The sequence below is a fragment of the Kosakonia sp. SMBL-WEM22 genome (genome assembly GCF_014490785.1).
In the GTDB taxonomy this organism is placed as follows: Bacteria; Pseudomonadota; Gammaproteobacteria; order Enterobacterales; family Enterobacteriaceae; genus Kosakonia.
Genome location: NZ_CP051488.1, coordinates 1,042,067 through 1,067,545, shown reverse-complemented (window position 1 = coordinate 1,067,545; position 25,479 = coordinate 1,042,067). Strand labels below are relative to the sequence as shown.

Here is a 25,479-nt window from a genome sequence, read left to right as displayed (position 1 = left end):
CTTAGTCGTGGCGCGGATCGAGCGCATCGCGCAGCCCGTCACCGAGTAAATTGAATCCCTGCACGGTGAGGAAGATCGCCACACCAGGAAAAATCGACATCCACGGCGCCTGCTCAAGGAACCCTTTCGCCGTGTTAAGCATTGCCCCCCAGGAGGGGTAAGGTGGCTGCTGCCCGAGGCCGAGAAACGAGAGGCTCGCTTCGGTAATGATCGCCGAGGCGATAGCGAGCGTGGCCTGCACCAGAATCGGCGACATCACGTTGGGCAGCACATAGCGCACGATGATCCAGCGGTCCGGCAGGCCGATGGCCCGCGCGCCGTCGATATACTCTTCATTGCGAATGGCGATCACCTGGCCGCGCGTCAGGCGGGCAAAGATCGGCATCGCCGAAAGGCCGATGGCGATCATCGCGTTGGTCAGGCTTGGGCCGAGAAACGCGCCGAGAGCAATCGCCATAATCAGAAACGGGCAGGCGAGCAGCGCTTCAATAACGCGCGAAATCACCCCATCCCACATCCCCTGAAAATACCCGGCCAGCAGGCCGAGCGGCACGCCAATCACCACGGCGATCACCACCGAGATGCAGCCCGCCAGCAGCGAGGTGCGCGCCCCCCACACCATGCGCGAGAGAATGTCGCGCCCCAGCTCATCGGTGCCGAACCAGTAGAGCACCGAGGGGGCTTTACGCACCGCCATAAAGTCAGCTTTGACCGGATCAAACGGTGCGATCCACGGTGCCAGCAGCGCGATAAGCACAAAGATGCCAACAATCACCGCGCCAAGCACCGCGCTTTTATTGGCGAGAAATTTCTTCAGCACCCGGTTTTCATTGCGCGGCAGCGTAGCCGCCGCACCGACAGAGGTGAGTTCCGCCATTATTCGCTCCGCATTTTCGGGTTAATCAGCACATACAGCACGTCGGCCAGCAGGTTGAGGGCGAGAAAACCGATCGCCACCACCAGCACCACGCCCTGCACCACCGCGTAGTCGCGGTTGAAGACGGAATCGACAATCATTTTGCCGAAGCCGGGGATGGTAAACACCTGCTCGGTGAGCACCGCACCGCCAAGTAACTCGCCGAACAGCAGCGTTGTCAGGGTGATCACCGGCACCAGCGCGTTACGAAAGGCGTGCTTCATGATCACCGCTTTCGGCAGCAACCCTTTGGCGCGGGCGGTACGGATGTAATCGGCTTTCAGCACCGCAATCATCGACGCGCGGGTGTGGCGCATCAGCGTCGCCGCAAGGCCGGTGCCGAGCACCAGCGACGGCAGCAGCAGCGTGCGCAGGTTTTGCAGCGGATCTTCCGCAAAGGGTACAAAGCCGGAAGCGGGCAGCCACTGCAAATTGACCGAGAAGATGAGGATTAACAAAATCCCCAGCCAGAAGTGCGGCACCGAAATTCCCGAGATGGCGACAAAGTTGGTGCCGTGATCGATCCAGCTGTTCTTATTCACCGCCGCAAGGATGCCCATGCTGATGCCAACCAGCAGCGCGATGATCATCGCCAGTAGCGACATCTCCAACGTCACCGGCAGCTTGGCGGCAATCAGATGGGTCACCGGCTCCTGCGTCCGTAAGGAGACGCCCAGATCCCCCTGCAACGCGCGGGTCAACCAGTGGAAATACTGCACCGGAATCGGTGCATCCAGGTTCAGCTCCGCGCGCAGCTGAGCGATCACCGCCGGATCGCGCTCTTCGCCGAGCATGGCGGTGATCGGATCGCCGGGCAGCAGCTTCTGCAACCCGAACACCATCATGCTCACCAGCAGCAGGGTCGGCACCGCGAGCATCAGGCGTTTGCAAATCAGTTCCAGCATGGTCTCTCCTTACGGCTGACGGGTTATTTGGCGAAGCTCAGACCCGCCAGACGCACAATGCCGTCCGGGTAAGGAGTAAAGCCCTGCACTTTTTTGTTCAGCCCGAACAGGCGCGGCTCAAAGTAGAGGTAGGCAATCGGCATATCCGTTTGCAGCTGTTTCACCACTTTTTCGTACAGCGCCTGGCGGGTGGCGGGATCGTTCTGCGTTCGCGCCTCGGTCAGCCATGTATCGACCTGAGCGTTGCTGTAGCGGCCATCGTTGAGCGCGCCTTTGCTGTGGACAAAGCCAAAGATGCTGCCATCAGGATCCGGGCGGCCGGACCAACCGGAGAAGCTCAGCTGATAATCACCGCTCTGCTGTCTGTCGAGCAGGGTGGCAAATTCGGTCATCTGCAGGTTGATGTTGAAGCCCGCTTCGGCGGTCATCGCTTGCAGCACCTGGCCCACCTGCTGCGAGGTTGGGTTATTCGGCACCAGCAGCGAGACGGTCAGCGGCGTTTTCACCCCGGCGGCCTGCAACAGCGCTTTTGCTTTCTCCACATCGCGCGGCGCAACCGGCAGCTTGACGTGATAGGGGCTGACCGGCGAGAAGGCCTGGTTTGCCGGAGTATAAAGCCCCTCGAATACCACCTGGTTGAGCGCCTCGCGGTCGATAGCCAGCGAGAAGGCTTCGCGCACGCGTGCATCTTTAAACGGATCGTTGGCCGGTACTTTGCCGTTATTGATATTAAACGTGATGCCCTGGTAACCGAGGCCGGTCACCTTCGCCAGTTGCAGCTTGCTATCGCTCTGCACGGTTTTCACATCGCTGGCAGCAACGCCTTCCGTCAGATCGAGATCGCCCGCGCGCAGGTTTGCCAGCCGCACGGAGGCATCCGGGATCGGCAGATAGACCACTTTGTCGAAGTGGTATGCGCCTTTGTTCCAGTAGTTATCGAAGCGGGTCAACACAATGCGATCCTGCGCGACGCGGCTGTCGAATTTATAAGGGCCAGAGCAGACCGGGTGCGCGGCGAAATTGGCTTTCTTCGCCGCCTCCGGTGCCAGCATCGCGCCGGCACGGTCGGTGAGCTGCATCAGCAGCGCCGAGTCCGGCGTTTTCAGGTGCAGAGCGATCTGCATCGGCCCGGTCACTTCAACGGACTCCACCGACGAGAGTTCGCTTTTACGCAGCGAGCCTGGCAGCGTCAGGGCGCGATCGAGGCTATATTTTGCCGCCGTGGCGTCAAACTTCTCGCCGTCGTGGAAGGTGACGCCTTCGCGCAGGGTCATGGTCAGGGTTTTGCCATCCTCGCTCCATGTCCACGCCGTGGCGAGGCCGGGCACCACCTTCAGGTTGGCGTCGACATCCACCAGCCGATCGCAGAGCGAGGCAAAGACAAAACGCCCGTAGTAGGTGCGCGCCAGATGCGGATCGAGCATATCGGGATCGGCGCCGAGGCCCACTTTCAGCACACTTTCAGCGTGGGTCGGCAGCGCCGCGCCCAGCAACATAACGCTTCCCAGAACGGTCAACAGAGAATTTCGCACAATCATTATTGTTTCCTTTAACGTGACGAGTGAGAGGCTGCCTGTTCAAACAGCGCACGGCGGCGCAGGAAGGCGGCGGAAGGCGGAGCAATCTGGATAACGCTGCGATCGCGGTTAATCTCCTGCCAGCGATGGCAGGCCACCTGGCGACCGCCGTCGAGCAGCTGGTTAATGGGTTCAAGCTGGCGGCACTCATCGCTGACATAGGGGCAGCGGGTGTGAAAACGGCAGCCCTGCGGCGGGTTGGCCGGGTTGGGCAGATCGCCCTGCAACAGCGGCGTTTGCCGCTCAAGGCCCGGCTGTGTCTGCGGCGCGGAGGCGATCAGCGCCTGGGTGTAAGGATGTAACGGGGCGTCGAAGATCTCTTCAACCGTCGCCATCTCGACAATCTGCCCGAGATACATCACCGCCACCCGGTCGCTCATATGGCGGATCACCGCCAGACCGTGGGCGACGATAATCATCGTCAGGCCAAACTGCTGCTTTAGGTTCTCCAGCAGGTTGACCACCTGCGCCTGCACCGAAACATCGAGCGCTGATACCGGCTCATCGCCGAGCAGCAGTTTCGGCCCCGAGGCCAGCGCACGGGCGATGCCGATACGCTGGCGCTGGCCGCCGGAAAACTCATGGGGGTAGCGACGCGCCCAGGCGGCGGGCAGCCCGACGGTGGAGAGCAGTTCCGCCACGCGTAGCTGGCGATCGCTTTTGCCCATCTTCTGGTGCAGCCACAGCGGCTCGCCGACGATCTGCTCAACGGTCATGCGCGGGTTAAGGGAGGCAAAGGGGTCCTGAAAGATAATTTGCAGCTCGCGGCGCAGCTGGTTTACGCGCGCGCCGCTGGCATGGGTGATCGCCTCGCCCTGGTAATACACCTCGCCTTCGGAAGCGGCGAGCAGACGTAGCAACAGGCGGCCGAGGGTCGACTTACCGGAGCCGGACTCGCCAACAATCGCCAGCGTTTCGCCGGGGTAAACCGCCAGCGAGACGCGATCGACGGCGGTGACATACCGTTTTGGTGCAAAGAGGCGCGACGGCCCGGCAAAGCGTTTACTGAGATCGTGGGCTTCAAGGATCGGGGTGCTCATGCGGTTTCTCCCAGCGCGATATGCTGTTCAAGGGGCGCGCGGAAACAGGCCACCAGGTGACCTGGCCCCTGCGGCTGTAAGGTCGGTTTTTCCTGATGGCATCGCGTCTGCGCAAAGGGGCAACGGGTGGCGAAGCGGCACCCTTTCGGCATCGCTTCCGGTAGCGGCACCGCGCCGGGAATGGTGGAGAGCGGGCCTTTGCGTGCGCCGAGGGACGGAATCGAGCCCATCAGGCCGATGGTGTAGGGGTGCTGCGGATCGGCAAAAATTGCCTCGACGCTCCCCTGCTCCACCACCTGTCCGGCATACATCACCGCCACCTGCTGCGCCACTTCTGCTACCACGCCGAGGTCGTGGGTGATCATCAATACCGCCGTGCCGGTATCGGCCTTCAGGGTGTTGAGCAGGGCGAGGATCTGCGCCTGGATGGTGACATCGAGCGCGGTGGTCGGTTCGTCGGCAATCAGCAGCCGGGGATTATTAATCAGCGCCATGGCGATCATCACGCGCTGGCGCATACCGCCGGAGAGCTGGTGCGGATAGGCTTTAAGGCGCATCTCCGGGGCGGGGATCTGCACTTTTTCGAGAATTTGTAGCGCTGCGGCCATCGCCTCGCTGCGCGAGACGTTCTGGTGGCGCATCACCGCTTCACTGAGCTGATCGCCTAACGTGAACGCGGGGTTGAGGGAGGTCATCGGCTCCTGAAAAATCATCGCCAGCGCGTTGCCGCGCAGGTCGGCATAGTCACGCGGGGCGAGCTGGCGCAGATCCTGGTCGCGAAAGTGCATCTCGCCGCTGACAATCTGCGCGCTGGTGGGCAGCAGCCCCATTAACGCCAGCGAAGTAATGCTCTTCCCGCAGCCCGATTCGCCCACCAGCGCCAGCGTCTCACCGCGTTTTACGCTCAGAGAGATGCCATCTAATACGCTGACCGGCGATCCGGCAAACTGCACCTTCAGGTTGGTTATCCGCAGCACCGGCGCGGGATCGTGAAACGGGATCGTCGTCATGGCATATCGTCCTCAATGTGGATGGCCTGGATCAGGGCGTATTGCAGATCGAGCAGGTGTTCGCGCATTGCCATGGCGGCCGCGGCTGGCTTGCGATCGCGGATCGCCTGCATAATGCGGTGATGATGATCGTTGTAGCGGTCCACCTTCGCCGGAGTACGTGCCAGCTCGCGCAGATGGTGCCAGGCGGGTTCGCGGCGCACGGCGTCGAGGGTGTCGAACAGGCCAAGCAGCAGGCGGTTGCCCGCCGCTTCGGCAATCGCCCGGTGAAAGGCGCTATCCCACAACTCATTGAGATCCGGATCTTCGGCGCTGACGTTATCGATACGCTCAAGCATGCGCTGCATCAGCGCCAGCTGCTCCGGGCTTGCCCGCAGCGCCGCCAGCCGCGCCAGGCCGGGTTCAATCTGTAAGCGCGACTCCATCACTTCCAGCATGTTGGTTTGCTGAACCAGGCCCTGCAGCGCAACGGGCGAGGCAGGCGCAGTCGGGCCGGTAAAGGTCCCTTTGCCCTGCTTGCGCCAGATGCGCCCCTCCTCCTCCAGCACGTCGAGGGCGCGGCGGATCTCGCGCCGCCCGACGCCAAACATTTCAGCTAGCTCGCGCTCTGTCGGCAGAGGAGTCCCTGGTGTTGACTCATACTGGTGGATAAGGCCACGAAGCTGTTCGAGCGCTGTGCTGGAGTTCGCCAGATAGCGTGAGGGTTTTTCCATATTGGTTCATCCGCGTTTCGCGTTATCTTTTTATTTCATAACAGCAAGTTATGGTTTTTATGCCTGCTGCCGCTCACGGTTTATTAAGCAATTTGCGAACCAATAGATCATTGGTTCAGTTATATTTTTGAAATATTTGTTAATACATTGATTTAAAGATGTTTATTTTTTGCCGGGAGTGGCGGGAAAAGCAGCGCTTCCGAGAATGAAATACGGGTAATGCACAGTTTTTGTGCAACGTGCGCACCAAAAAAGAGCAAAACGTTCACAAATGCACCGCCCGATGGCGCGATGGCTGAAAGGGGATGAAGTCGTTTGTATTACCCGATGGCGCTGCGCTTATCGGGCCTACGGGTGCCGTGCCTGTGAGAGATGTGGGGTTTGTATTGCCCGATGGCGCTGCGCTTATCGGGCTTACGGGTGCCGTGCCTGAGAGGGAGGTGGGTTTTTATTGCCCGATGGCGCTGCGCTTATCGGGCCTACGGGTACCGTGCCTGAGAAGGAGGTGGGGTTTGTATTGCCCGATGGCGCTGCGCTTATCGGGCCTACGGGTACCGTGCCTGAGAGGGAGGTGGGGTTTGTATTGCCCGATGGCGCTGCGCTTATCGGGCTTACGGGTTCGATGTCTGAGTGAGCTGGGTGTGCCAGGCCTGATAAGGCGCAGCCGCCATCAGGCAACGGCTGACGGGCGCGCAATAAGCTGCCCGACCGCGAGGCTAAAGGCGCGCAGCGCCTGGGCGACATCCTCCTCCGCCACGCTCTCCGCCGGATGGTGGCTGATGCCACCTGCACAGCGCACAAAAAGCATCGCCGACGGCCAGCGCTCGGCAATGGCGATGGCGTCATGCCCGGCACCGCTCGGCAACAGTAGCGCGCGCCCCTGCACTTCCCGTACCGCGTCGGTTAACTGCGCGCGCAGATCACCATCGCAGGGCGTGGCGGCGATGGTATAAAAAATCTCATGGCTAAAACCTACGCCGCGCCGCGTCGTAATCACCTCCGCCTGCGCCAGCAGGCGCTGCAGCAGCGCGTCGCGCGCCGCATCCTGCGGGCTGCGAATATCGAGCGTCAGGCTTACCGCGCCAGGGATGACATTCACCGCACCGGGTTCACACTGCAAGGTGCCGACGGTAGCAACAATATCCGGCGCGAAGGCCTGGGTGGTCTGCTCAATAAACAGCAGCCATTCGGCGGCGGCGGCCAGCGCATCGCGGCGATGGCGCATCGGCACTGTCCCGGCATGACCGGCCTCACCGGTAAAGCGGGCATGCAGACGGTGCGCACCATTAATCGCGCTCACTACCCCGAGGGCGAGATCCTCCTGCTCCAGCACCGGCCCCTGCTCAATATGCAACTCCAGATAGGCCGAGAAAGCCGCCGCCGGGCGTTGGGCGGCAAAAATCTCATCGGCGCTCAGCCCGGCAAGAGCTAACGCCTGCGCCACGCTGACTCCCTGCGCATCCTCGCAGGCGAGCCATGAGGCGGGCCAACTACCGGTCAGGCCGCGGCTGCCGAGCAGAGCGATGTTAAAGCGCGTCCCCTCCTCATCGGCAAAGCCGATAATCTCAATCGCCTGCGCCCCGCGAAGCCCGGCACGGTTCAGCGCATCGACCACTTCAATCGCCGCCAGCACACCGAGCATCCCGTCGTAGCGCCCGGCGTTGCGTACCGTGTCGAGATGGGAGCCAAGCAGCAGCGCCTGCGCCCCCGGCTGCGCGGCCTCATAGCGCCCGCAGATATTGCCGACCGCATCCTGCCAGGTGTGCATGCCCGCCTGCTGCATCCACTGCGCGACCAGCGCATTGGCCTGCAAATGCTCTGACGAGAGATAAACGCGGGTCAGCCCCTCGCTGCTTTCGCTCAATTGCGCCAGCGCGTCGCAGCGCGCCATCACCCGACCGGCAGCGCGCGCCGCCTCCTCTTCACCCATCATGCGCGCGCTCCTTCATAAACATCCCACGCCGCCTGCATCGCTGCGCCCTGCACCGTGCGAAAACCGAGGCGGTTGAGCACCGCTTCCAGCGCGGTGAGGGTTTGCAGGACGCAATCTTTGCGCGCGTTATAGCCCATGGTGCCAATGCGCCAGATCTTGCCCTGTAGCGGGCCGAAGGAGGTGCCAATCTCAATATGGAAATCGTTCAGCAGGCGCTGGCGCACCTCTTCACCGTGCACCTCAGGCGGGATCATCACCCCGAGCACGTTATTCATCTTGTGGCGGATGTCGCCAAACACCCCAAGCCCCATTCCCTGGATACCGGCGAGCAGCGCACGACCGTGCAGTTCGTGGCGGGCAATCAGGTTATCGATCCCCTCCTCCAGCATAATGCGCGCGCATTCGCGGGCGGCGAAGAGCATGCTGGTGGCTTCGGTGTGATGGTTCAGGCGCTCCGGCCCCCAGTAATCCATCACCATGCCGAGATCGAAATAGTTGGAGTAGATCATCTCCTCGCTGCCGTCTTCGTGGGCCTCGGTGCGGATCCCCTGCTCAACGCAGCGGCGGGCGCGGATCGCCGCCTCCATGCGCGGGCTTAAGGTAACCGGCGCGCTGCCGGACGGCCCGCCAAGGCACTTCTGTAACCCGGCAGAGACCGCATCCAGCCCCCAGGCATCACACTCTAGTGGGTTGCCGCCAAGCGATGCGGTGGCATCGGTGTAGAAGAGTACATCGTGGCGGCGGCAGATCTCGCCCAGTTGATCGAGGGGTTGCAGCATCGTTGTCGAGGTGTCGCCCTGCACCGTCAGCAGCAGGCGCGGCTTAACGCGCTTGATCGCCTCTTCAATCTGATCCGGGGTGAAGACTTCGCCCCACGGCACCTCAATGGTATGCACCTCGGCGCGGCAGCGGCGGGCGATTTCACATAACAGGTGACCAAAGCGGCCAAACACCGGCACCAGTACGCGGTCGCCGGGGCGAATGGCAGAGACGAGGATCGCCTCAATACCGGCGCGCGAGGTGCCATCCACCAGCATCGTCCAGCGGTTTTCGGTGCGAAAGACGCCGCGATAGAGCGCCATCACCTCGTTCATGTAGCCAGTCATTACCGGATCGTACTGGCCGATAAGCTGGCTCGCCATCGCGCGCAGCACGCGCGGGTCGGCATTGATCGGCCCCGGCCCCATTAACAGGCGCTGCGGCGGGTTGATTTGTGAACTGCTGGAGAGATCAAACATTGGCACGTCCTTTATCCGGATCAATGAAACAAAAGGTTCTTATTTGCTATTTCTGCAACTAATGTGCCATAGATGAAAGGGGCAGGACTGGGGGGTAAACCACAAAATCGGGGGCACAGCGTGCCCCGCGTGGAGTCATCAGCGTGGTGCGAAAGCACCAAAAAAGTGCATCAGCGCGGTTCGAGTTCGTCGAGATCCTGATAGAGCGCGGCGATGGTATGGATGCGCTGGCGCCCTTCGCTGAGGGTAGTGTGTAGCAGCGCGTTGGCGAGCAGGTTCACCAGGCTCATGGCGCTGCTGTAGCTGTCGAACGCCGAGACGCTCTCCAGCGGCAGGCCGATATGCCAGCGGCTAACGGCTTTCAGCCCGCTGGCCTGCGCTTCGCTCAGCACCAGCACCGGCACCCCGCGGCTTTGCAGCGTCTCCAGCAGCGGACGCACGCCGCGCGGACGGCGGCGAAACGCCACCATCACCACCATATCCTCCCCGGTAAGATCGACAATTTCTTCTGCCAGCGTCTGCCCCGGCTGCGGCATCACCGCCACCTGCCCGCGGCTTTGCAATAACTGCTGGCGCAGATGCAGCGCCACCGGCGCGCTGTTGCGAAAGCCGATAATCACCACCCGCCGGGCAGCGCTCAGGGCAGTGATAATGGCGGCAAACTGCGCCGCATCGAGGCTATTGATCCACTGGGTCAGGTTCGCCATCTCCTGCTTATAGTGGCGCGCCAGCAGCGTATTGCCCTGCACCGCCTCGCGGCTTTCCGCCAGCGGCATTCCGCTCTGGCGCAGGGTGCGCAGCTCATCGCGCATCGCTTTAAAGTTGTCATAACCGAGCCGGCGAAACAGGCGGCTGACGGTCGCTTTCGACACGCCGCTTAAGCGCGCAAGCTCGGCGCTGTTGTAGCTCACCAGGTCGTCGAAGTGGTCGAGAATAAAGGCGGCCACCCGCTGCTCCTGCGGCGAGAGGTGGTCGTAACACGCGCGTAAGCGCATATCGAGCTGCTGCATAACGCCTCCTGCAACTTTTGTTTCAGCTAAAGCTGACACAGTGAAACGTATCGCGTCAATCTGGAACAGCTCTTGCTTAACACTCTGCTATACCCGCAAAAAAGGAAGCGTGACGATGCAGAGTAATATGGCCCCCTCCGGTATGGCGGTAACGCCGCACCACCTTGCCAGCGAGTCGGCGCTCTCGGTGCTGCGCCACGGCGGCGACGCGATTGAAGCGATGGTCGCGGCGGCGGCCACCATTGCGGTGGTCTACCCGCATATGAACGGTATTGGCGGTGATGGCTTCTGGCTGATCGTGCCGCCGAACGGTGAACCGCTGGCGATCGATGCCAGCGGTGCGGCGGGCCAGCATGCGACCACCGTCTTTTACGACGGGCATGCGCATATTCCCCATCGCGGCCCGCTGGCGGCGTTAACCGTGCCCGGCACACTGAGCGGCTGGGAGGAGGCGCTGGCGGTCTCCGCCTCCCTCGGCGGTGGGCAGCTTCCGCTGTCGCGCCTGCTGGCGGATGCTATTCGCTACGCCGCCGACGGCATTCCCGTCACCCAGTCGCAGGCCAGCGCCACCCAGGCGAAATACGCCGAACTGGTCGATGTGCCCGGTTTTGCCGACACCTTCTTACCAGAGGGCATTGCGCCCGCGGCGGGGAGCCGCTTTTGCCAGCCGAAACTGGCGCGCACCCTGACCCGGCTTGCCACTGAGGGGCTGGGCAGTTTTTATCGCGGCCCGCTGGCAACGATTATCGCCGCTGAAATGGCAGCTTTAGGTTTGCCGGTAACTGCACAGGATCTGGCTAACCATCGCGCCCAGCGCCGCGTGCCGCTGCGGCTGGCGCACAGCCAGGGTGAGGTGTTCAACATGACGCCGCCCACTCAGGGGCTGGTATCGCTGGCGATCCTCGGCATTACCGATCACCTGGCGATGGAACAGGCCAGCGAAGTGCAGACCATCCACCGAATTGTCGAAGCGACCAAAAAAGCCTTTGGCCTGCGCGACCGCTATATCACCGATCCGCGCCACGTCACGCTGCCGGTGCAGAGCCTGCTGGAGCAGGCACCGCTGGAACAGCTCGCCGCCAGCATCGATGAGCAGCGTGCTGCACCCTGGGGCCCAGGCAAAGGGCCGGGGGATACGGTGTGGATGGGCGTGGTGGATAAAAACGGGCTGGCAGTGTCGTTTATCCAGAGTATCTATCACGAGTTTGGCAGCGGCGTGGTGCTGCCGGAGAGCGGCGTGCTGCTGCAAAACCGCGGCGCGGCCTTCAGCCTCGACCCGCAACACCTGCTCGCGCTGATGCCGGGCAAACAGCCGTTCCACACCTTAAACCCTGCGGCGGCGCGGCTTAACGATGGTCGCACCATGGTCTACGGTACGATGGGCGGCGACGGGCAGCCGCAGACCCAGGCGGCGATCTTTACCCGCCACGTGTTGCAAGGGATGGGATTGCAGGAGGCGGTCTGCGCCCCGCGCTGGCTGCTCGGCCGTACCTGGGGGCAGACTTCCGACAGCCTGAAACTGGAGAGCCGCTTTAGCGAAGAGACAGCGCAGGCGCTGCGCGCCATGGGTCATGAGGTGGAGTGGCTGCCCGGTTTAAGCGAAGCGACCGGCCATGCCGGTGCGATTGTGCGCCATGCCAACGGCATGCTGGAGGGGGCGTTTGATCCGCGCAGCAATGGCAGCGCGGCGGGTTTCTAAGGAGCGATGATGAACAACGACGCAGTAGAGTGGAAAACGTGGGTTCGGCTGATGGAGCAGATACTTGATGTGCCGCTTGATGACGCGCGCCGCACGGAGCTTGAGGTGCAGCTGGCCCGCATCGCGGCGATGGCACAGCCGTTAATGCAGTTTCCCCTGCCCCCTCGTCAGGAAGGCGCGGGAGAGTATCGCTTATGAATCTGTCGATAGAGGATATTCAGCGCGGGCTGCGCGAGAAGTGGTTCAGCGCCCATGAACTGGCGCAGCAGACGTTATCGCGCATCGATCAGCTTAACCCAGGCATTAACGCCTTTACTGAAATCACCGCCCCGCGCCTGCTTGCAGAGGCGGCGCAGATTGACCGCCAGATCGCGCAGGGCGAGCCGCTGCCGCCGCTGGCGGGGGTGCCGTTTGCGGTGAAAAACCTGTTTGATATTGCGGGCGTGACGACGCTGGCTGGCGCGGAGCTGTTCAGCAACGACCCGCCCGCCGCGCAGGATGCCTTTGCCCTGCGCCAGCTCCATCGCGCCGGGGCGCTGCTGGCAGGCGCGCTTAATATGGACGCCTATGCCTATGGCTTCACCACCGAGAACAGCCACTACGGCGCGACGCGTAACCCGCGTGACCGCACACGTGTAGCGGGCGGCTCCTCCGGCGGCTCGGCGGCAGCGGTCGCGGCGGGGATGGTCAATTTCGCCCTTGGCACCGACACCAACGGCTCCATCCGCGTGCCCGCCTCGCTCTGCGGCGTGAATGGCCTGAAACCGACCTTCGGGCGTTTGTCGCGCAGCGGCAGCCACCCTTTTGTGCCGAGCCTCGATCATATCGGCCCACTGGCGCGCACCGTCGACGATCTGGCGCGGGTTTATGACGCCATGCAGGGCCACGATCCGGAGGATCGCGCGCAGGCGGATCGCCCTGCCGAGGCGGCGATGTCGCAGATTAGCCGCGACGATCCGCTGCGCTGCGCGGTACTGGAGGGGTTCTTCACCACCTGGTGCGATACCGATGCCCGTAGCGCCTTAAGCCAGGTGGCGCATGCGCTGGCCGCAGATCACGCGATAACGCTGCCGCAGGCGGAGCTGGCACGTTCGGCGGCCTTTGTGCTGACCGCTGCCGAAGGGGGAAATGCGTACCTGCCTGCCCTGCGCACGGCGGCGGATAAGTTTGAGCCGAACTCGCGCGAGCGCCTGCTGGCGGGGGCGATGACGCCGTCGGCGTGGTATACGCAGGCGCAGCGCTTCCGGGCCTGGTTTCGTGATGAGACGCTGGCGCTGTTTAAGGATGTCGATCTGCTGCTCGCTCCCGCCACGCCATGCAGTGCCACGCAGATCGGAGACGCGACAATGCGCATCAACGGCTGTGACCTGCCGGTCAAAGCGAGCATGGGGATGCTGACGCAGCCGATTTCGTTTCTCGGCCTGCCGGTGGTGACCGTGGCGTTGAAGAGTAAGCGCGGGCTGCCGATTGGCGTACAGATTATTGGCGCGCCGTGGCAGGAAGCGCGCTGTTTACAGGCGGCATGGCGGCTGGAGCAGGCCGGGCTTCTTTATCCGCAGGAGGGGGCATGAATCGGGACAATATTGACCGCCCGCTGATCCTCAATGAGGTGACGGCGGCGTTTTATCGCTATGAGCAAGCGTTGATCAGTAATGATGTGGCGGTGCTGGATGAACTGTTCTGGGATGACGGGCGCACGGTGCGCTACGGAGCGACGGAGAATCTTTACGGCATGGCGGCAATCCGCGATTTTCGCCAGGCGCGCCCGTCGGTCGGGTTAGAAAGAGTGTTACGTAATACCACCATTACCACCTTTGGGGATGAGATGGCGGTGGCGAGCACCGAGTTTACCCGCGAAAACAGCGAGCGCATCGGCCGCCAGATGCAGACGTGGGTGAAGTTCCCGTTCGGATGGCGGATTGTCGCCGCCCATGTCAGTGTGATGCAGTAAGTCGGTGCGGTTTGATTGCCGGATGGCGGCTGCGCCTTATCCGGCCTACAAAAACAGCGCCCGCAGTACGTAGGCCGGATAAGCGTTAGCGCCATCCGGCAGTGTGATGCCGTAAACCGGTGCGGCCTGTTTGCCGGATGGCGGCTGCGCCTTATCCGGCCTACAAAAACAGCGCCCGCAGTACCCAGGCCGGATAAGCGCTAGCGCCATCCGGCAGTGTGATGCCGTAACCGGTGCGGTCTGTTTGCCGGATGGCGGCTGCGCCTTATCCGGCCTACAAAAACAGCGCCCGCAGTACGCAGGCCGGATAAGCGCTAGCGCCATCCGGCAGTGTGATGTCGTGAGCCGGTGCGGTCTGTTTGCCGGATGGCGGCTGCGCCTTATCCGGCCTACAAAAACAGCGCCCGCAGTACGCAGGCCGGATAAGCGCTAGCGCCATCCGGCAGTGTGATGCCGTAACCGGTGCGGCCTGTTTGCCGGATGGCGGCTGCGCCTTATCCGGCCTACAAAAACAGCGCCCGCAGTACGCAGGCCGGATAAGCGCTAGCGCCATCCGGCAGTGTGATGCCGTAACCGGTGCGGTTTGATTGCCGGATAGCGGCTGCGCCTTATCCGGCCTACAAAAACAGCGCCCGCAGTACGTAAGCCGGATAAGCGTCAGCGCCATCCGGCAGTGTGATGCCGTAAGCCGGTGCGGCCTGTTTGCCGGATGGCGGCTACGCCTTATCCGGCCTACAAAAACAGCGCCCGCAGTACGCAGGCCGGATAAGCGTCAGCGCCATCCGGCAGTGTGATGCCGTAACCGGTGCGGCCTGTTTGCCGGATGGCGGCTACGCCTTATCCGGCCTACAACACCGGCAAAATCGCGGTGGACATCCGGTAATGGAGTTACCCTTCGTGCAGCCCGCATTCGCGCTTAAGGCCGAAGAAGCGCGTCTCCTCCTCTGCCATGCCCGGCTCCCATTTGCGGGTGGTGTGGGTGTCGCCCACCGACAGATAGCCCTCATCCCACAGCGGATGGTACTTCAGCCCCTGTTTTTGCAGATACTGGTAGACCGTGCGGTTATCCCAGTCGATGATCGGCAGCACTTTGAACACGCCGCGCTGAATGCCCAGCACCGGCAACGCCGCGCGGCTACCCGACTGCTCGCGGCGCAGGCCGGCAAACCAGGTTTGCGCATTCAGATCTGCCAGCGCCCGGTTCATCGGCTCGACTTTGTTAATCTGGTTGTACTTCTCAATCCCCTCCACGCCCTGCTCCCACAGCTTGCCGTAGCGCGCCTCCTGCCAGGCCGGGCTCTGCTCGGCGCGATAGACCTTAAGGTTTAAGTTGAGCTTCTCCGTCAGCTCATCAATAAACTGGTAGGTCTCCGGGAAGAGATAACCAGTATCGGTCAGGATCACCGGAATATTGGGGCAGACCTGGTTGACCAGGTGCAGGCTGACCGCCGCCTGAATGCCAAAGCTGGATGAGAGCACATACTCACCCGGCAGATTCTCCAGCGCCCACGCCACGCGCGCTTCGGCGGTGAAGGTTTCAAGCTGGGCGTTGGTGTCGGCCAGCTGCTGGTCACGTTCCTCTTTCGCCAGCGCGTTGAGCGCGTTCAGATCGAGTATGGACATAGATTCCTCACAGTGTTGTTGCCGGGTGGCGTGTTCAGTGCCGGATGGCGGCTTCGCCTTATCCGGCCTGCAACGCTTACTCCCAAAAATCGCGCGCTGGATCTAATACCGGGCGGATAATGCCGCTGCGCACGGTGAAATCGCCGAAGCCTTCACCCGCTTCGCGCTCCTGCGCCCAGCGACCGACGAGGGTGTCGATCTCGCCTAAGATCTCCGGCTCGGTGATGTTTTCACGGTACATACGCGGAATACGCGTGCCGCTGCGGTTGCCGCCGAGGTGCAGGTTGTAGCGACCCGGCGCTTTACCCACCAGGCCAATCTCCGCCAGCATGGCGCGACCGCAGCCGTTCGGGCAGCCAGTGACGCGCAGCACGATATGCTCGTCGCCAACGCCATGTTTCGCCATCAGCGCTTCCACTTTATCGACGAAGGAAGGCAGGAAACGCTCCGCTTCCGCCATCGCCAGCGGGCAGGTCGGGAAGGAGACGCAGGCCATTGAGTTTTCGCGCTGCGGCGTTACCGCATCCATCAGGCCGTGGCTGCGCGCCAACTGCTCGATCGCCGCTTTCTGGCTCTCCGGCACACTGGCGATGATCAGGTTCTGGTTGGCGGTGATGCGGAACTCGCCCGCGTGGATCTTCGCGATCTCCAGCAGGCCAGTTTTCAGCGGGCGTCCCGGATAATCGAGGATACGGCCGTTTTCAATAAACAGCGTCAGGTGCCAGTTGTTGTCGATCCCTTTAACCCAGCCGATGCGATCGCCGCGGCCGGTAAACTCATACGGGCGGATCGGCTCAAACTTGATCCCTGCGCGGCGTTCCACTTCCGCTTTGAAGGTCTCAACGCCGACGCGCTCAAGGGTGTATTTGGTTTTGGCGTTTTTACGATCGGTACGGTTACCCCAGTCGCGCTGGGTAGTGACCACCGCTTCCGCCACTGCCAGCGTATGCTCCAGCGGCAGGTAGCCAAACTCGCTCGCCGTGCGAGCGTAGGTTTTCTTGTTACCGTGCTCAATGGAGAGCCCACCGCCGACCAGCAGGTTAAAGCCGACCAGCTTGCCATTCTCGGCAATCGCCACAAAGTTCATGTCGTTAGCGTGCAGATCGATATCGTTCTGCGGCGGGATCACCACCGTGGTTTTGAACTTACGCGGCAGATAGGTCTGGCCGAGGATCGGCTCTTCATCGGTGGTGGCCACCTTCTCCTGATCGAGCCAGATCTCCGCATAGGCGCGGGTACGCGGTAGCAGATGCTCGGAGATCTTCTTCGCCCACTCATACGCTTCGGCATGCAACTGCGATTCGAACGGGTTCGAAGTGCAGAGCACGTTACGGTTCATGTCGTTGGCGGTCGCCAGCGCATCCAGACCGACGGAGTGCAGCATCTGGTGCACCGGCTTCACGTTCTTCTTCAGAATGCCGTGAAACTGGAAGGTCTGGCGGTTAGTCAGACGGATGCTGCCGTAAATAGTGTTGTCATGGGCGAACTTATCGATCGCCTGCCACTGTTTGGTGGTGATGACGCCGCCCGGCAGGCGGCAGCGCAGCAACATTGCGTGGCGCGGCTCAAGCTTCTGCTCGGCGCGCTCGGCGCGAATGTCGCGGTCATCCTGCTGGTACATGCCGTGAAAACGGATCAGCAGGAAGTTGTCGCCGGTGAAACCACCGGTCAGACCGTTATTTAAATCTTCGGCGATGGTGCCGCGCAGATAGTTACTCTCAAGCTTCATGCGCTCGGCATCGGCCAGTTTGCCTTCGACCACCAGAGGGCCAGGATGTTTTTCGCTCATTAGTAGACATCTCGCTGATAACGGCGCTCAACGCGCAGCTCACTTAAAAATTCATCCGCCGCTTCGGTATCCATGCCACCGAATTCGGCAATCACGTCCAGTAAAGCCTGCTCAACGTCTTTCGCCATACGATTGGCATCGCCGCAGACATAAATGTGGGCGCCATCATTGATCCAGCGCCACAGCTCTGCGCCCTGTTCGCGCAGTTTATCTTGTACGTATATTTTCTCTTTTTGATCCCGCGACCAGGCGAGATCGATACGGCTCAGCACACCCTCTTTCACATAGCGCTGCCACTCCACCTGGTAGAGGAAATCCTCGGTAAAGTGCGGGTTGCCAAAGAAGAGCCAGTTTTTGCCCGGTGCTTCATCGGCGGCGCGCTGCTGCATAAAGGCGCGGAACGGCGCGATACCGGTGCCAGGGCCAATCATAATCACCGGCGTTTCCGGGTTGGCCGGCAGGCGGAAGTGGTCGTTATGCTCGATAAAGACGCGCACTTCGCCTTCCTCTTCCACGCGATCGGCGAGGAAGCTCGAGGCACCGCCAGCACGCGGGCGGCCTTCAATCTCATACCGCACAACGCCAACGGTGACGTGCACTTCGCTCTCCACTTCCGCCTGCGCAGAGGCGATGGAGTAGAGGCGCGGGGTCAGCGGGCGCAGCAGGCCAACCAGCGCGTCGGCATCGAGTTGCGCCGGCGAGAAGCGCACCATATCGACAATCGGCGTGGTCGCGGCATAGTGCTGCAACTGCGCTTTATCACCCACCAGCGGCAGCAGGGATTCGCTGCGCGTCAGGGTGGCGTAGTTTTCAACGATATTGGCGGTGTTAACGGTCAGCTCGAAATGCCACTGTAAAGCTTCAGCCAGCGGCAGGGTTTTACCGTCAACGGTGACCGGCTCATCGCCCTTCAACCACAGCAGCTCCACCAGCTCTTGCACCAGCGCCGGATCGTTCTGGTACCAGACGCCGAGCGCATCACCAGGCTGGTAGCGCAGGCCGGAGTCGCCGAGATCGATTTCGATATGGCGGACATCTTTTTCCGAGTTACGGCCGGTGATTTTCTGATTAACGGAGAGCGTCGCGGCAAGCGGTGCTTCTTTGGTGTAGGGGCTGGAGGTGACTTCATTCACCGCGCCGCTGGTGCTGGCTGCGGTCTGCGCAGGCGTAGCGGCCGGGGCGCGGGCTTTCAGCACCTCGACCACGCGCGCGCGCCACTCGGCGGCGGCGGCCTGGTACTCGACGTCGGCATCAACGCGGTCGAGCAGACGCTCGGCGCCCAGCTCAGCCAGCTTGCTGTCGAAATCTTTCCCTGCCTGGCAGAAGAACTCATAGGAGCTGTCACCCAGACCAAAGACCGCAAAGGCGGTGTCGGTAAATTTCGGCGCTTTTTTCGAAAAGAGGAACTTATGCAGTGCTACCGCTTCTTCCGGCGCATCCCCCTCGCCCTGCGTCGAGGCGACAATTACCAGCAGCTTCTCGTTGGCAATCTGTTTGAATTTGTAGTCGCCCGCGTTGACCAGGTTGACGCTCAGTTTCGCCGCCAGCAGATCGTCGCGCAGCGCTTCAGCGACGCGGCGCGCATTGCCGGTCTGCGAGGCGGAGATCAGAGTAATCGACGGGGTTTCGGCAACGGGTGCGGTAGTGGCAACGGCCGCCGCGCCGGGCTGCTGATTGAGCACGCCCCAGAAGTAGCCGGAAACCCAGGCGAGCTGGGTGGGAGTCAAATCGGTGGTGGCCGCCTGGAGGCGCGCCAGTTGCTCCGGGTTTAACGGGAGCAACGCGGAAGATGGGGCCTGGGTTGTCATGCGTCGTTATGTTCCAGTAGCAAAGCTGTTTTTATGTTTGGAAAAACAGAAGAGAAAGTAAGGTTAACGGCGGGGATAATAACAATTAAAGAAAGGTTGGAAATAATAAATAACCAAAAGGACTAACCTGTTTTAGCTATCATCGTTAACAGTAAAACAGATTGAATAACCGTATGAATTTAATAGATAAATAGATGACACCGTTTAGCGCGTGAAGCGGTAATCGTTTTTAGCGGTTTTAGTTAATGCTAAAAAAGGTCATTTCCGCTACCATTCGGCGGTTTTTGTAGCCTGAGAGTGCATTATGTCGACCACCTTGTTTAAAGATTTCACCTTCGAAGCCGCGCACCACCTGCCCCATGTTCCTGAGGGACATAAGTGCGGTCGCCTGCATGGCCACTCCTTTATGGTGCGCCTGGAGATCACCGGCGAGGTGGACCCTTATACCGGCTGGATTATGGATTTCGCCGAGCTGAAAGCGGCGTTTAAACCCCTCTACGACAGACTGGATCACTACTATCTCAACGAGATCCCGGGGCTGGAAAACCCGACCAGCGAAGTGCTGGCGAAATGGATTTGGGATCAGATGAAGCCGGTTGTGCCGCTGCTGAGCGCGGTGATGGTGAAAGAGACCTGCACCGCCGGATGCGTCTACCGCGGCTGATCCTCTGCGTAAAACAATAAACCCGCCGCTGGCGGGTTTGTTTTATCAGGCGATGTTGAGATATTTGTGCGTCTGCATCGACAGCCGCCAGTTGCGCGCAATGCAGGTTTCAATGCACAGCCGCGTGGCGTCCTCTTTCTGGCTGATCGGTTGCAGGGCGATAACCCGCTGCTTCTGATCGTGCAGTTGCGCCAGCAGCTCATCCAGCGCTTCGATATCGCGCATGCGCCCGACAGGGTGCTTGATCTCATCGGCCCGCTCCAGCGCCTGCTGTAACACATCATACCCACCGCGCATATTCACCTTCGGCGAAACCGTTACCCAGGTGGAGTGGGAGGTGCGCACTTCGTGGGTGCCGCTGGTTTCAATCTGGCAGCTAAAGCCATGCTTCTCCAGCAGTGCGGTGAGCGGAATAAGATCGTGAATGCAGGGTTCGCCGCCGGTGATCACCACGTGGCGTGCCGTCCAGCCCTGGCGCTCAATAATGGCGAGCAGATCTTCGCTACTGGCCGCGCCCCACTTGTCGCTCTCTTTAGTCTTGGCAAGAATGCTGTAGAGCGACACCTCCCGATCCGCGAGCTTATCCCAGGTGTGTTTGGTGTCGCACCAGGCACAACCAACCGGGCATCCCTGTAGACGAATAAAAATGGCGGGAACGCCGGTGAAGTAACCCTCGCCTTGCAGGGTCTGGAACATCTCGTTAATCGGGTACTGCATGCTGGCTCTTTATCGAAGTGAAAAAAGGGATTATTGCAGATAACCCGCCGACGATCATGTGCCATTTGCGCCCTGACGGCAGCGATTTTAGGTGCTGGCCCAACCTTTGCCTCTGTAACTCTCATTTCCAGGCAATTGGCAACCTATCAGCAGGCGTTTACTATGGCGCGGGATTTTTTACTCACATATAAGGATAAATAGGTGATGAACTGGAGTGCGGTGCGCCGTCTGGTGCTGTTGTGTACGCTGCTCTTTGGCCTGACAGGCTGCGGCTACAATGATATGCAGTCTCAGGATGAGGCCGTCAATGCCGCCTGGTCGGAAGTGCTAAACCAGTATCAGCGCCGCGCCGATCTTATCCCTAACCTGCTGTCGGTGGTGAAGGGCTACGCCGAGCATGAGCAAACGGTGCTGGAAGCCGTGACGCTGGCGCGCAGCCAGGCGCAACAAGCAACTGCCGCGCTGCAAAATGCGCCGGAGAGTGACAACGCGCTGCAATCCTGGGGCACGGCGCAATCCAATTTGAGCCATGCTCTACGCCAGATGATGGTGGTCAATGAGCGCTACCCTGAGCTGAAAAGCCAGGCGCTGTTCCAGGCGCTCTCCGTGCAACTCGAAGGCACTGAAAACCGCATCGCCGTAGCGCGCGGGCGCTACATCAAAGCAGTGGAGCGCTACAACGTGACGGTGCGACAATTTCCGGCATCTCTGACGGCTAAAGTGATGGGCTATAGCAAAAAGCGCAACTATTTACCCGATGAAGCGACGGCCAGCCCCCAGGCTCCGCGCATCGATTTCAGTCCGGCTCGCGCGCACTAATCTCATGGCAATAATGAGAGCAATGAAAAGCATAGCCGTATTATGGCTGGTGCTAACCGGCTTTGCTGTCAAAGCAAATGCCCTCCCCGTCCCCGATATGCACGGATTCGTTAATGATCCGACCGGGCTTTTAAGCGATGCGGATCGCGCAGCGTTGAGCGAAAAAGTGACGGCACTCAACGCCCGCACTGGCACGCAGACCGGGGTGCTGCTGCTACCGACTACCGGGGAGGAAAGCATTGAGCAGTTCGCCTCCCGTATCTTTGAGCACTGGAAGCTCGGCGATCGTCAGCGCGATGATGGCGTGCTACTGCTGGTTGCCTGGCAAGACCGAAAAGTGCGCATTGAGGTGGGCTACGGGCTGGAAGGCACCTTGACTGATGTGTTGGCCAACCGCATTATCCGCCAGGCGATTATTCCTGCCTTTAAAACAGGCGATCTGGCGGGCGGTGTTATGCAAGGCGTCGAGGGGATTAGCCAGCTTCTCGACGGGCAAACGCAGCCGCAACCACACAATCCGGAAAGCGACGCGCAGCCGATCCCCTTTTCTGCCTGGTGGGCATTTATTGCCGTGGTTGTGCTTATTGCGGTGCTGGCACTGCGTGAAAAGCATAGCTGCCTGATGACCCTCTTTATTGGCGCCTTCCCACTCAGCTTTGCACTAATCTTTTTCAGCGCGCGGCACATGTGGTTGCTGCCCTTTTGCCTGGTCAGTTTTTCAACGCCCTTTATAGTGATGATTGTGCTGTTAACACCGCTCGGGCGAAAACTACGCGTCCGCTATGCGCAGGAAAATCGGCGCAGCGGGCGAAGCGGTTCGGGCTGGGCATCGCGCAGCAGCTCAGGCAGCAGCAGCTCTGCGGCGACCCGCTCGCGTGGAAGCAGTTCCGGCGGCGGTGGCTCGAGCGGCGGCGGCGGATCTTCAGGAAGCTGGTGAGAAAATGAGACAGATAATCCTTCTACTACTGGCATTGTCGGCCCTTGCTTTTCAGGCCCACGCACTGCCGGTTCCGTCGATGTTCGGCTTCGTCAACGATCCGCAGCATCTGTTTTCATCCCATGAGAAATTGTCGCTTATCGACGAGGTCTCAGATATTAACAAGCGAACCGGCGCGCAGGTCGCTGTGCTGGTGTTGCCTTCCCTGGAGGGTGAGAACCTCGAAACGTTTGCCACGCAAACCTTTAATACGTGGCGGCTGGGCAATGCGCAGCGCAATGATGGCGTGCTGATCCTTGTGGCCTGGCAAGATCGCCGGGTGCGCGTGGAGGTCGGGCGTGGTCCTGAAAGCGTGATCACTGATGCGCTGGCAAGCCAGGTGATCAAAGAGCAGATGCTGCCCTACTTCAGAGAGGGCGATCTGCTCTCCGGCCTGAACCACGGACTTGCGGGGGTTGATGCGCTGCTGAGCGGGCAACCGCTGCCGTCGCCCGCCTCCGCTTCGTGGGCATGGGTGCGCGGAAAGCTGGTTAACTTCTCTTACTGGCAAGGGTTGCCCTTTCTCGCCGTCGGCCTCTTTTTACTGGTTCTCAAACGCAAAAAGAGAACGGTGCGGGTGCTCTTTTTTGGCTCTCTGCTGCTAACCCCGGCACTCGCCATCACCTCTGAGTTTGTCTCCTGGGTGATGCCTTTTGTCTGGCTCAGCTTGTCTGTTCCTTTTATCAGCATCTTTTCGGGATTGTTCTTTCTGTGGCTCTACCCGCAGCGCTTGCTGGCTGTAGGCGGCAGCACGTTGCGTGATGACAGCGCCACCTGGAACTCGACCTCCACCAGCCATCTTCACCACCATTCGGGCGGTGATAGCGGTAGCCACAGCAGCGACAGCTCAAGCTCCGGCGATGGCGGCTCCAGCGACGGCGGCGGCTCGTCAGATAGCTGGTGATCTTATTGCGTCGGTAAAACGGCGCGTGATCTGTTGCGGGCGGGTGATGGCACCGCCCACCACCACTGCATGGGCACCGAGGGCGAGGCAGCGCGCCGCGCGCTCGGGCGTATCGACATTTCCTTCCGCAATGACTGGAATATCAACCGCTGCCAGCACCCCTTTAAGCAGGGCAAAGTCACTCTCCGGCAGCGTATGGCCCTCCGTCTGCGCCGTATAACCGTAGAGCGTGGTGCCGACGCAATTGAAACCAAGCTCCTCTGCTATCACCGCTTCTTCAATGCTTGCGACATCCGCCATCAGTCGCAGCGCAGGCCAGCGGGCGCGGATCCCGGCGACCAGTTGCGCGAGCGTTTCGCCGCCGGGGCGCGGACGGTCGGTGGCATCAAGCGCAATCATCTCTGGCGCGGCGGCCACTAACTCCTCCACTTCGCGCAGCGTGGGCGTAATAAACACTTCGCTGTCGGGGTAGTCACGCTTTAACAGGCCAATCACCGGTAGCGCGACCTGCTCTTTGATGGCTTCAATATCGACCACGCTGTTAGCCCGAATTCCCGCCGCGCCACCCTCTGCGGCTGCCAGCGCCATCCTCGCCATAATAAACGGACTGTGTAGCGGCTCATTTTCCAGCGCCTGGCATGAGACCACCAGCTTGCCTTTGATTTGCTCTAACATTGTCGGCCCCCTCTGACTGTTTAGAGTTACGTTTATTATTATCGTTAAAAGCGAAAGTGCCTGTCCGCGATTAGCACATGCGAATCATCTAATATGATTTTTAAAGGGGAAAAAGGATGTAAGCAGAGATTATTTATTTTACACATGGAAATGATTTACGCTTTTATTTCATGTTGTCGCAAGACAATTAAAAATAAATAAAATCATGCACATATATAATTTATTTATCTTGTCCGGATTTTTTTCCCGGCTTCGCTGTCTTATAAAAATCCCCCACAAGACTTTCCTTAAATTAAGCTTAATTTTCGCTTTTTTACCCCGCGCGTTTATTTATCTGGCGTTTACTTTTCTACTCCTACAATCCGCCCATTCAAACAGAATGGGATAGCACACATGACCACACTATTAATAACGGGCGCAACGGGTTTTCTGGGCGGAGCAGTATTAGAAAAAATCCTGCAGCGTAATGAAAAGGTCAATCTGTTACTGCTGGTGCGCGCCGCCGATCGCGAAACCGGGCTGGCACGCATTGTCACCAATATGCGCAAATTTAATCTCAGCGAGGCGCAGCTTGCCGCGCTTAACACCGGGCAGATCCTCTGCGGTGATTTGGGCGAGCCGGAGAGCTTTCTCAACGATCTGCGCCTTGAGCAGGTGACCCATGTGGTCAACTGCGCGGCGGTAGCCTCCTTTGGCAGCAATCCGCTGATCTGGAAAGTGAATGTGGAAGGTACGCTCGCCTTCGCGCGCCGGATGGCGCAGGTAACGGGCTTGCAGCGTTTCCTGCATGTCGGCACGGCGATGTCGTGCACCCCGGAGCCGGATTCGCTGGTGGCCGAGAGCGCAGAGTTCCGTGAAAATGCGGAGCACCTTGTGGCGTATACCCACTCCAAATCGACCATTGAACAGCTGATGCGCCAGCACTGCCCGCAGCTACCGCTGGTTATTGCCCGTCCCTCTATCGTAGTTGGGCATACGTGCCACGGCTGCCAGCCGTCGACCAGTATTTTCTGGGTCTTCAGTATGGGGCTGATGCTGCAAAAATTTATGTGCTCGCTGGAGGATCGCGTGGATGTGATCCCGGTTGATTACTGTGCTGATGCGCTGCTGATGCTGTTGGAGAACGAGATGGCGCACGGAGAGGTCGTGCATATCTCTGCCGGCGAGGAGAACAGTGTGCGCTTTGTGGATATCGACAGCGCAATGGCGCAGGCGCTGGAGAAAGCCCCGATTGCCGATAACTACGCGCAGGTAAGCTATGAGACGCTGGTAAAGATGCGCCGCGAGCTGAAGGGTATCTTCGGGCCATGCAATGAGCGGCTGATGCTGAAAGCGATGCGCTTATATGGCGCCTTCGCTACGCTCAACGTGCGTTTCAGTAATGATAAGCTGCTGAGCATGGGCATGCCGAAGCCGCCGCGCTTCACCGACTATATCGCCCGCTGTGTGCAGACGACGCGCGGTTTATCTATTCCGCAGCAGATGGAAGTCGATTTTAAGTAAAAAAAATGC

General features: G+C 60.4%; 23 protein-coding genes. 9 read left to right on the top strand and 14 right to left on the bottom strand.

The features are described from left to right. Position 1 precedes the first annotated feature (1 nt). The 9 genes from HF650_RS05045 to HF650_RS05005 all read right to left on the bottom strand — a co-directional run bounded on the left by HF650_RS05045 (position 2) and on the right by HF650_RS05005 (position 10,342). Positions 2-877, bottom strand: a complete 876-nt coding sequence (locus tag HF650_RS05045) for an ABC transporter permease (RefSeq protein WP_187801437.1) — start codon at positions 875-877, stop codon at positions 2-4. Further along, positions 877-1,821, bottom strand: a complete 945-nt coding sequence (locus HF650_RS05040) for an ABC transporter permease (RefSeq protein WP_187801436.1) — start codon at positions 1,819-1,821, stop codon at positions 877-879. The genes HF650_RS05045 and HF650_RS05040 overlap by 1 nt, the downstream gene beginning before the upstream one ends. 23 nt (positions 1,822-1,844) lie before the next feature. Then, positions 1,845-3,359: an ABC transporter substrate-binding protein gene (locus tag HF650_RS05035; RefSeq protein ID WP_187801435.1), complete on the bottom strand. Its 1,515-nt coding sequence runs from the start codon at positions 3,357-3,359 to the stop codon at positions 1,845-1,847. 11 nt (positions 3,360-3,370) lie between these two features. Next, the gene (locus HF650_RS05030) at positions 3,371-4,438 is read right to left on the bottom strand and encodes an oligopeptide/dipeptide ABC transporter ATP-binding protein (RefSeq protein ID WP_187801434.1); all 1,068 of its coding nucleotides are present in this window, start codon (positions 4,436-4,438) and stop codon (positions 3,371-3,373) included. After that, complete coding sequence (locus HF650_RS05025) at positions 4,435-5,448, bottom strand: ABC transporter ATP-binding protein (protein WP_187801433.1); 1,014 nt, start codon at positions 5,446-5,448, stop codon at positions 4,435-4,437. Before HF650_RS05025 ends, HF650_RS05030 begins: the two co-directional genes overlap by 4 nt. After that, positions 5,445-6,161 (bottom strand): FCD domain-containing protein, encoded by a 717-nt coding sequence (locus HF650_RS05020; protein ID WP_023479491.1) that lies wholly within the window; start codon positions 6,159-6,161, stop codon positions 5,445-5,447. The genes HF650_RS05025 and HF650_RS05020 overlap by 4 nt, the downstream gene beginning before the upstream one ends. 670 nt (positions 6,162-6,831) lie before the next feature. Continuing rightward, on the bottom strand, positions 6,832-8,094 hold the full coding sequence (hpxK, locus tag HF650_RS05015; protein WP_187801432.1) for an allantoate amidohydrolase: 1,263 nt from the start codon (positions 8,092-8,094) through the stop codon (positions 6,832-6,834). Continuing rightward, entirely contained in the window at positions 8,091-9,332 is a 1,242-nt protein-coding gene (locus HF650_RS05010; RefSeq protein WP_187801431.1) for an alanine--glyoxylate aminotransferase family protein, read from the bottom strand. The genes hpxK and HF650_RS05010 overlap by 4 nt, the downstream gene beginning before the upstream one ends. A 170-nt stretch (positions 9,333-9,502) precedes the next feature. Beyond that, entirely contained in the window at positions 9,503-10,342 is an 840-nt protein-coding gene (locus HF650_RS05005; protein WP_187801430.1) for a MurR/RpiR family transcriptional regulator, read from the bottom strand. A gap of 115 nt (positions 10,343-10,457) precedes the next feature. Between HF650_RS05005 and HF650_RS05000 the strand changes: the two genes are divergently transcribed. Genes HF650_RS05000 through hpxZ form a run of 4 tightly spaced genes read left to right on the top strand, consistent with a single transcriptional unit; the run spans position 10,458 to position 13,992 of the window. Beyond that, on the top strand, positions 10,458-12,041 hold the full coding sequence (locus tag HF650_RS05000) for a gamma-glutamyltransferase family protein (protein WP_187801429.1): 1,584 nt from the start codon (positions 10,458-10,460) through the stop codon (positions 12,039-12,041). Positions 12,042-12,050: 9 nt separating this feature from the next. Beyond that, positions 12,051-12,239: an oxalurate catabolism protein HpxX gene (gene hpxX, locus HF650_RS04995; protein ID WP_187802611.1), complete on the top strand. Its 189-nt coding sequence runs from the start codon at positions 12,051-12,053 to the stop codon at positions 12,237-12,239. Continuing rightward, a complete protein-coding gene (locus HF650_RS04990; RefSeq protein ID WP_187801428.1) occupies positions 12,236-13,612 on the top strand; it encodes an AtzE family amidohydrolase in 1,377 nt (458 codons plus the stop codon). The genes hpxX and HF650_RS04990 overlap by 4 nt, the downstream gene beginning before the upstream one ends. Next, positions 13,609-13,992 carry an oxalurate catabolism protein HpxZ gene (hpxZ, locus tag HF650_RS04985; RefSeq protein WP_042717656.1) on the top strand — a complete coding sequence of 128 codons (384 nt, stop codon included), beginning with the start codon at positions 13,609-13,611 and terminating at the stop codon, positions 13,990-13,992. The genes HF650_RS04990 and hpxZ overlap by 4 nt, the downstream gene beginning before the upstream one ends. 888 nt (positions 13,993-14,880) lie before the next feature. On the opposite strand, the gene cysH is transcribed toward hpxZ, so the two are convergent. The 3 genes from cysH to cysJ all read right to left on the bottom strand — a co-directional run bounded on the left by cysH (position 14,881) and on the right by cysJ (position 19,212). Beyond that, the gene (cysH, locus tag HF650_RS04980; protein WP_187801427.1) at positions 14,881-15,615 is read right to left on the bottom strand and encodes a phosphoadenosine phosphosulfate reductase; all 735 of its coding nucleotides are present in this window, start codon (positions 15,613-15,615) and stop codon (positions 14,881-14,883) included. Positions 15,616-15,691: 76 nt separating this feature from the next. Further along, positions 15,692-17,404 carry an assimilatory sulfite reductase (NADPH) hemoprotein subunit gene (gene cysI, locus HF650_RS04975; RefSeq protein ID WP_187801426.1) on the bottom strand — a complete coding sequence of 571 codons (1,713 nt, stop codon included), beginning with the start codon at positions 17,402-17,404 and terminating at the stop codon, positions 15,692-15,694. Next, the gene (gene cysJ / locus HF650_RS04970) at positions 17,404-19,212 is read right to left on the bottom strand and encodes an NADPH-dependent assimilatory sulfite reductase flavoprotein subunit (RefSeq protein ID WP_187801425.1); all 1,809 of its coding nucleotides are present in this window, start codon (positions 19,210-19,212) and stop codon (positions 17,404-17,406) included. Before cysJ ends, cysI begins: the two co-directional genes overlap by 1 nt. 304 nt (positions 19,213-19,516) lie before the next feature. Between cysJ and queD the strand changes: the two genes are divergently transcribed. Beyond that, positions 19,517-19,876: a 6-carboxytetrahydropterin synthase QueD gene (gene queD / locus HF650_RS04965; protein ID WP_023479478.1), complete on the top strand. Its 360-nt coding sequence runs from the start codon at positions 19,517-19,519 to the stop codon at positions 19,874-19,876. Between the two features lie 45 nt (positions 19,877-19,921). On the opposite strand, the gene queE is transcribed toward queD, so the two are convergent. Next, positions 19,922-20,593 carry a 7-carboxy-7-deazaguanine synthase QueE gene (queE, locus tag HF650_RS04960; protein ID WP_187801424.1) on the bottom strand — a complete coding sequence of 224 codons (672 nt, stop codon included), beginning with the start codon at positions 20,591-20,593 and terminating at the stop codon, positions 19,922-19,924. 204 nt (positions 20,594-20,797) lie between these two features. On the opposite strand from queE, the gene HF650_RS04955 reads away from it, so the two are divergent. From HF650_RS04955 to HF650_RS04945, 3 genes are read left to right on the top strand one after another with little or no spacing between them, the layout of a single operon-like run. Continuing rightward, on the top strand, positions 20,798-21,412 hold the full coding sequence (locus HF650_RS04955; RefSeq protein WP_187802610.1) for a LemA family protein: 615 nt from the start codon (positions 20,798-20,800) through the stop codon (positions 21,410-21,412). Between the two features lie 22 nt (positions 21,413-21,434). Next, a complete protein-coding gene (locus tag HF650_RS04950) occupies positions 21,435-22,349 on the top strand; it encodes a YgcG family protein (RefSeq protein ID WP_187801423.1) in 915 nt (304 codons plus the stop codon). 4 nt (positions 22,350-22,353) lie between these two features. Beyond that, on the top strand, positions 22,354-23,292 hold the full coding sequence (locus tag HF650_RS04945) for a TPM domain-containing protein (protein ID WP_187801422.1): 939 nt from the start codon (positions 22,354-22,356) through the stop codon (positions 23,290-23,292). Here the strand turns inward: HF650_RS04945 and HF650_RS04940 are convergent. Continuing rightward, the gene (locus tag HF650_RS04940) at positions 23,278-23,967 is read right to left on the bottom strand and encodes an N-acetylmannosamine-6-phosphate 2-epimerase (RefSeq protein ID WP_187801421.1); all 690 of its coding nucleotides are present in this window, start codon (positions 23,965-23,967) and stop codon (positions 23,278-23,280) included. The two genes, HF650_RS04945 and HF650_RS04940, sit on opposite strands and share 15 nt — an antisense overlap. Positions 23,968-24,360: 393 nt before the next feature. Here HF650_RS04940 and HF650_RS04935 point away from each other — a divergent pair, with 393 nt between their 5' ends. Further along, positions 24,361-25,470 (top strand): SDR family oxidoreductase, encoded by a 1,110-nt coding sequence (locus tag HF650_RS04935; RefSeq protein WP_187801420.1) that lies wholly within the window; start codon positions 24,361-24,363, stop codon positions 25,468-25,470. Positions 25,471-25,479: the final 9 nt, after the last annotated feature.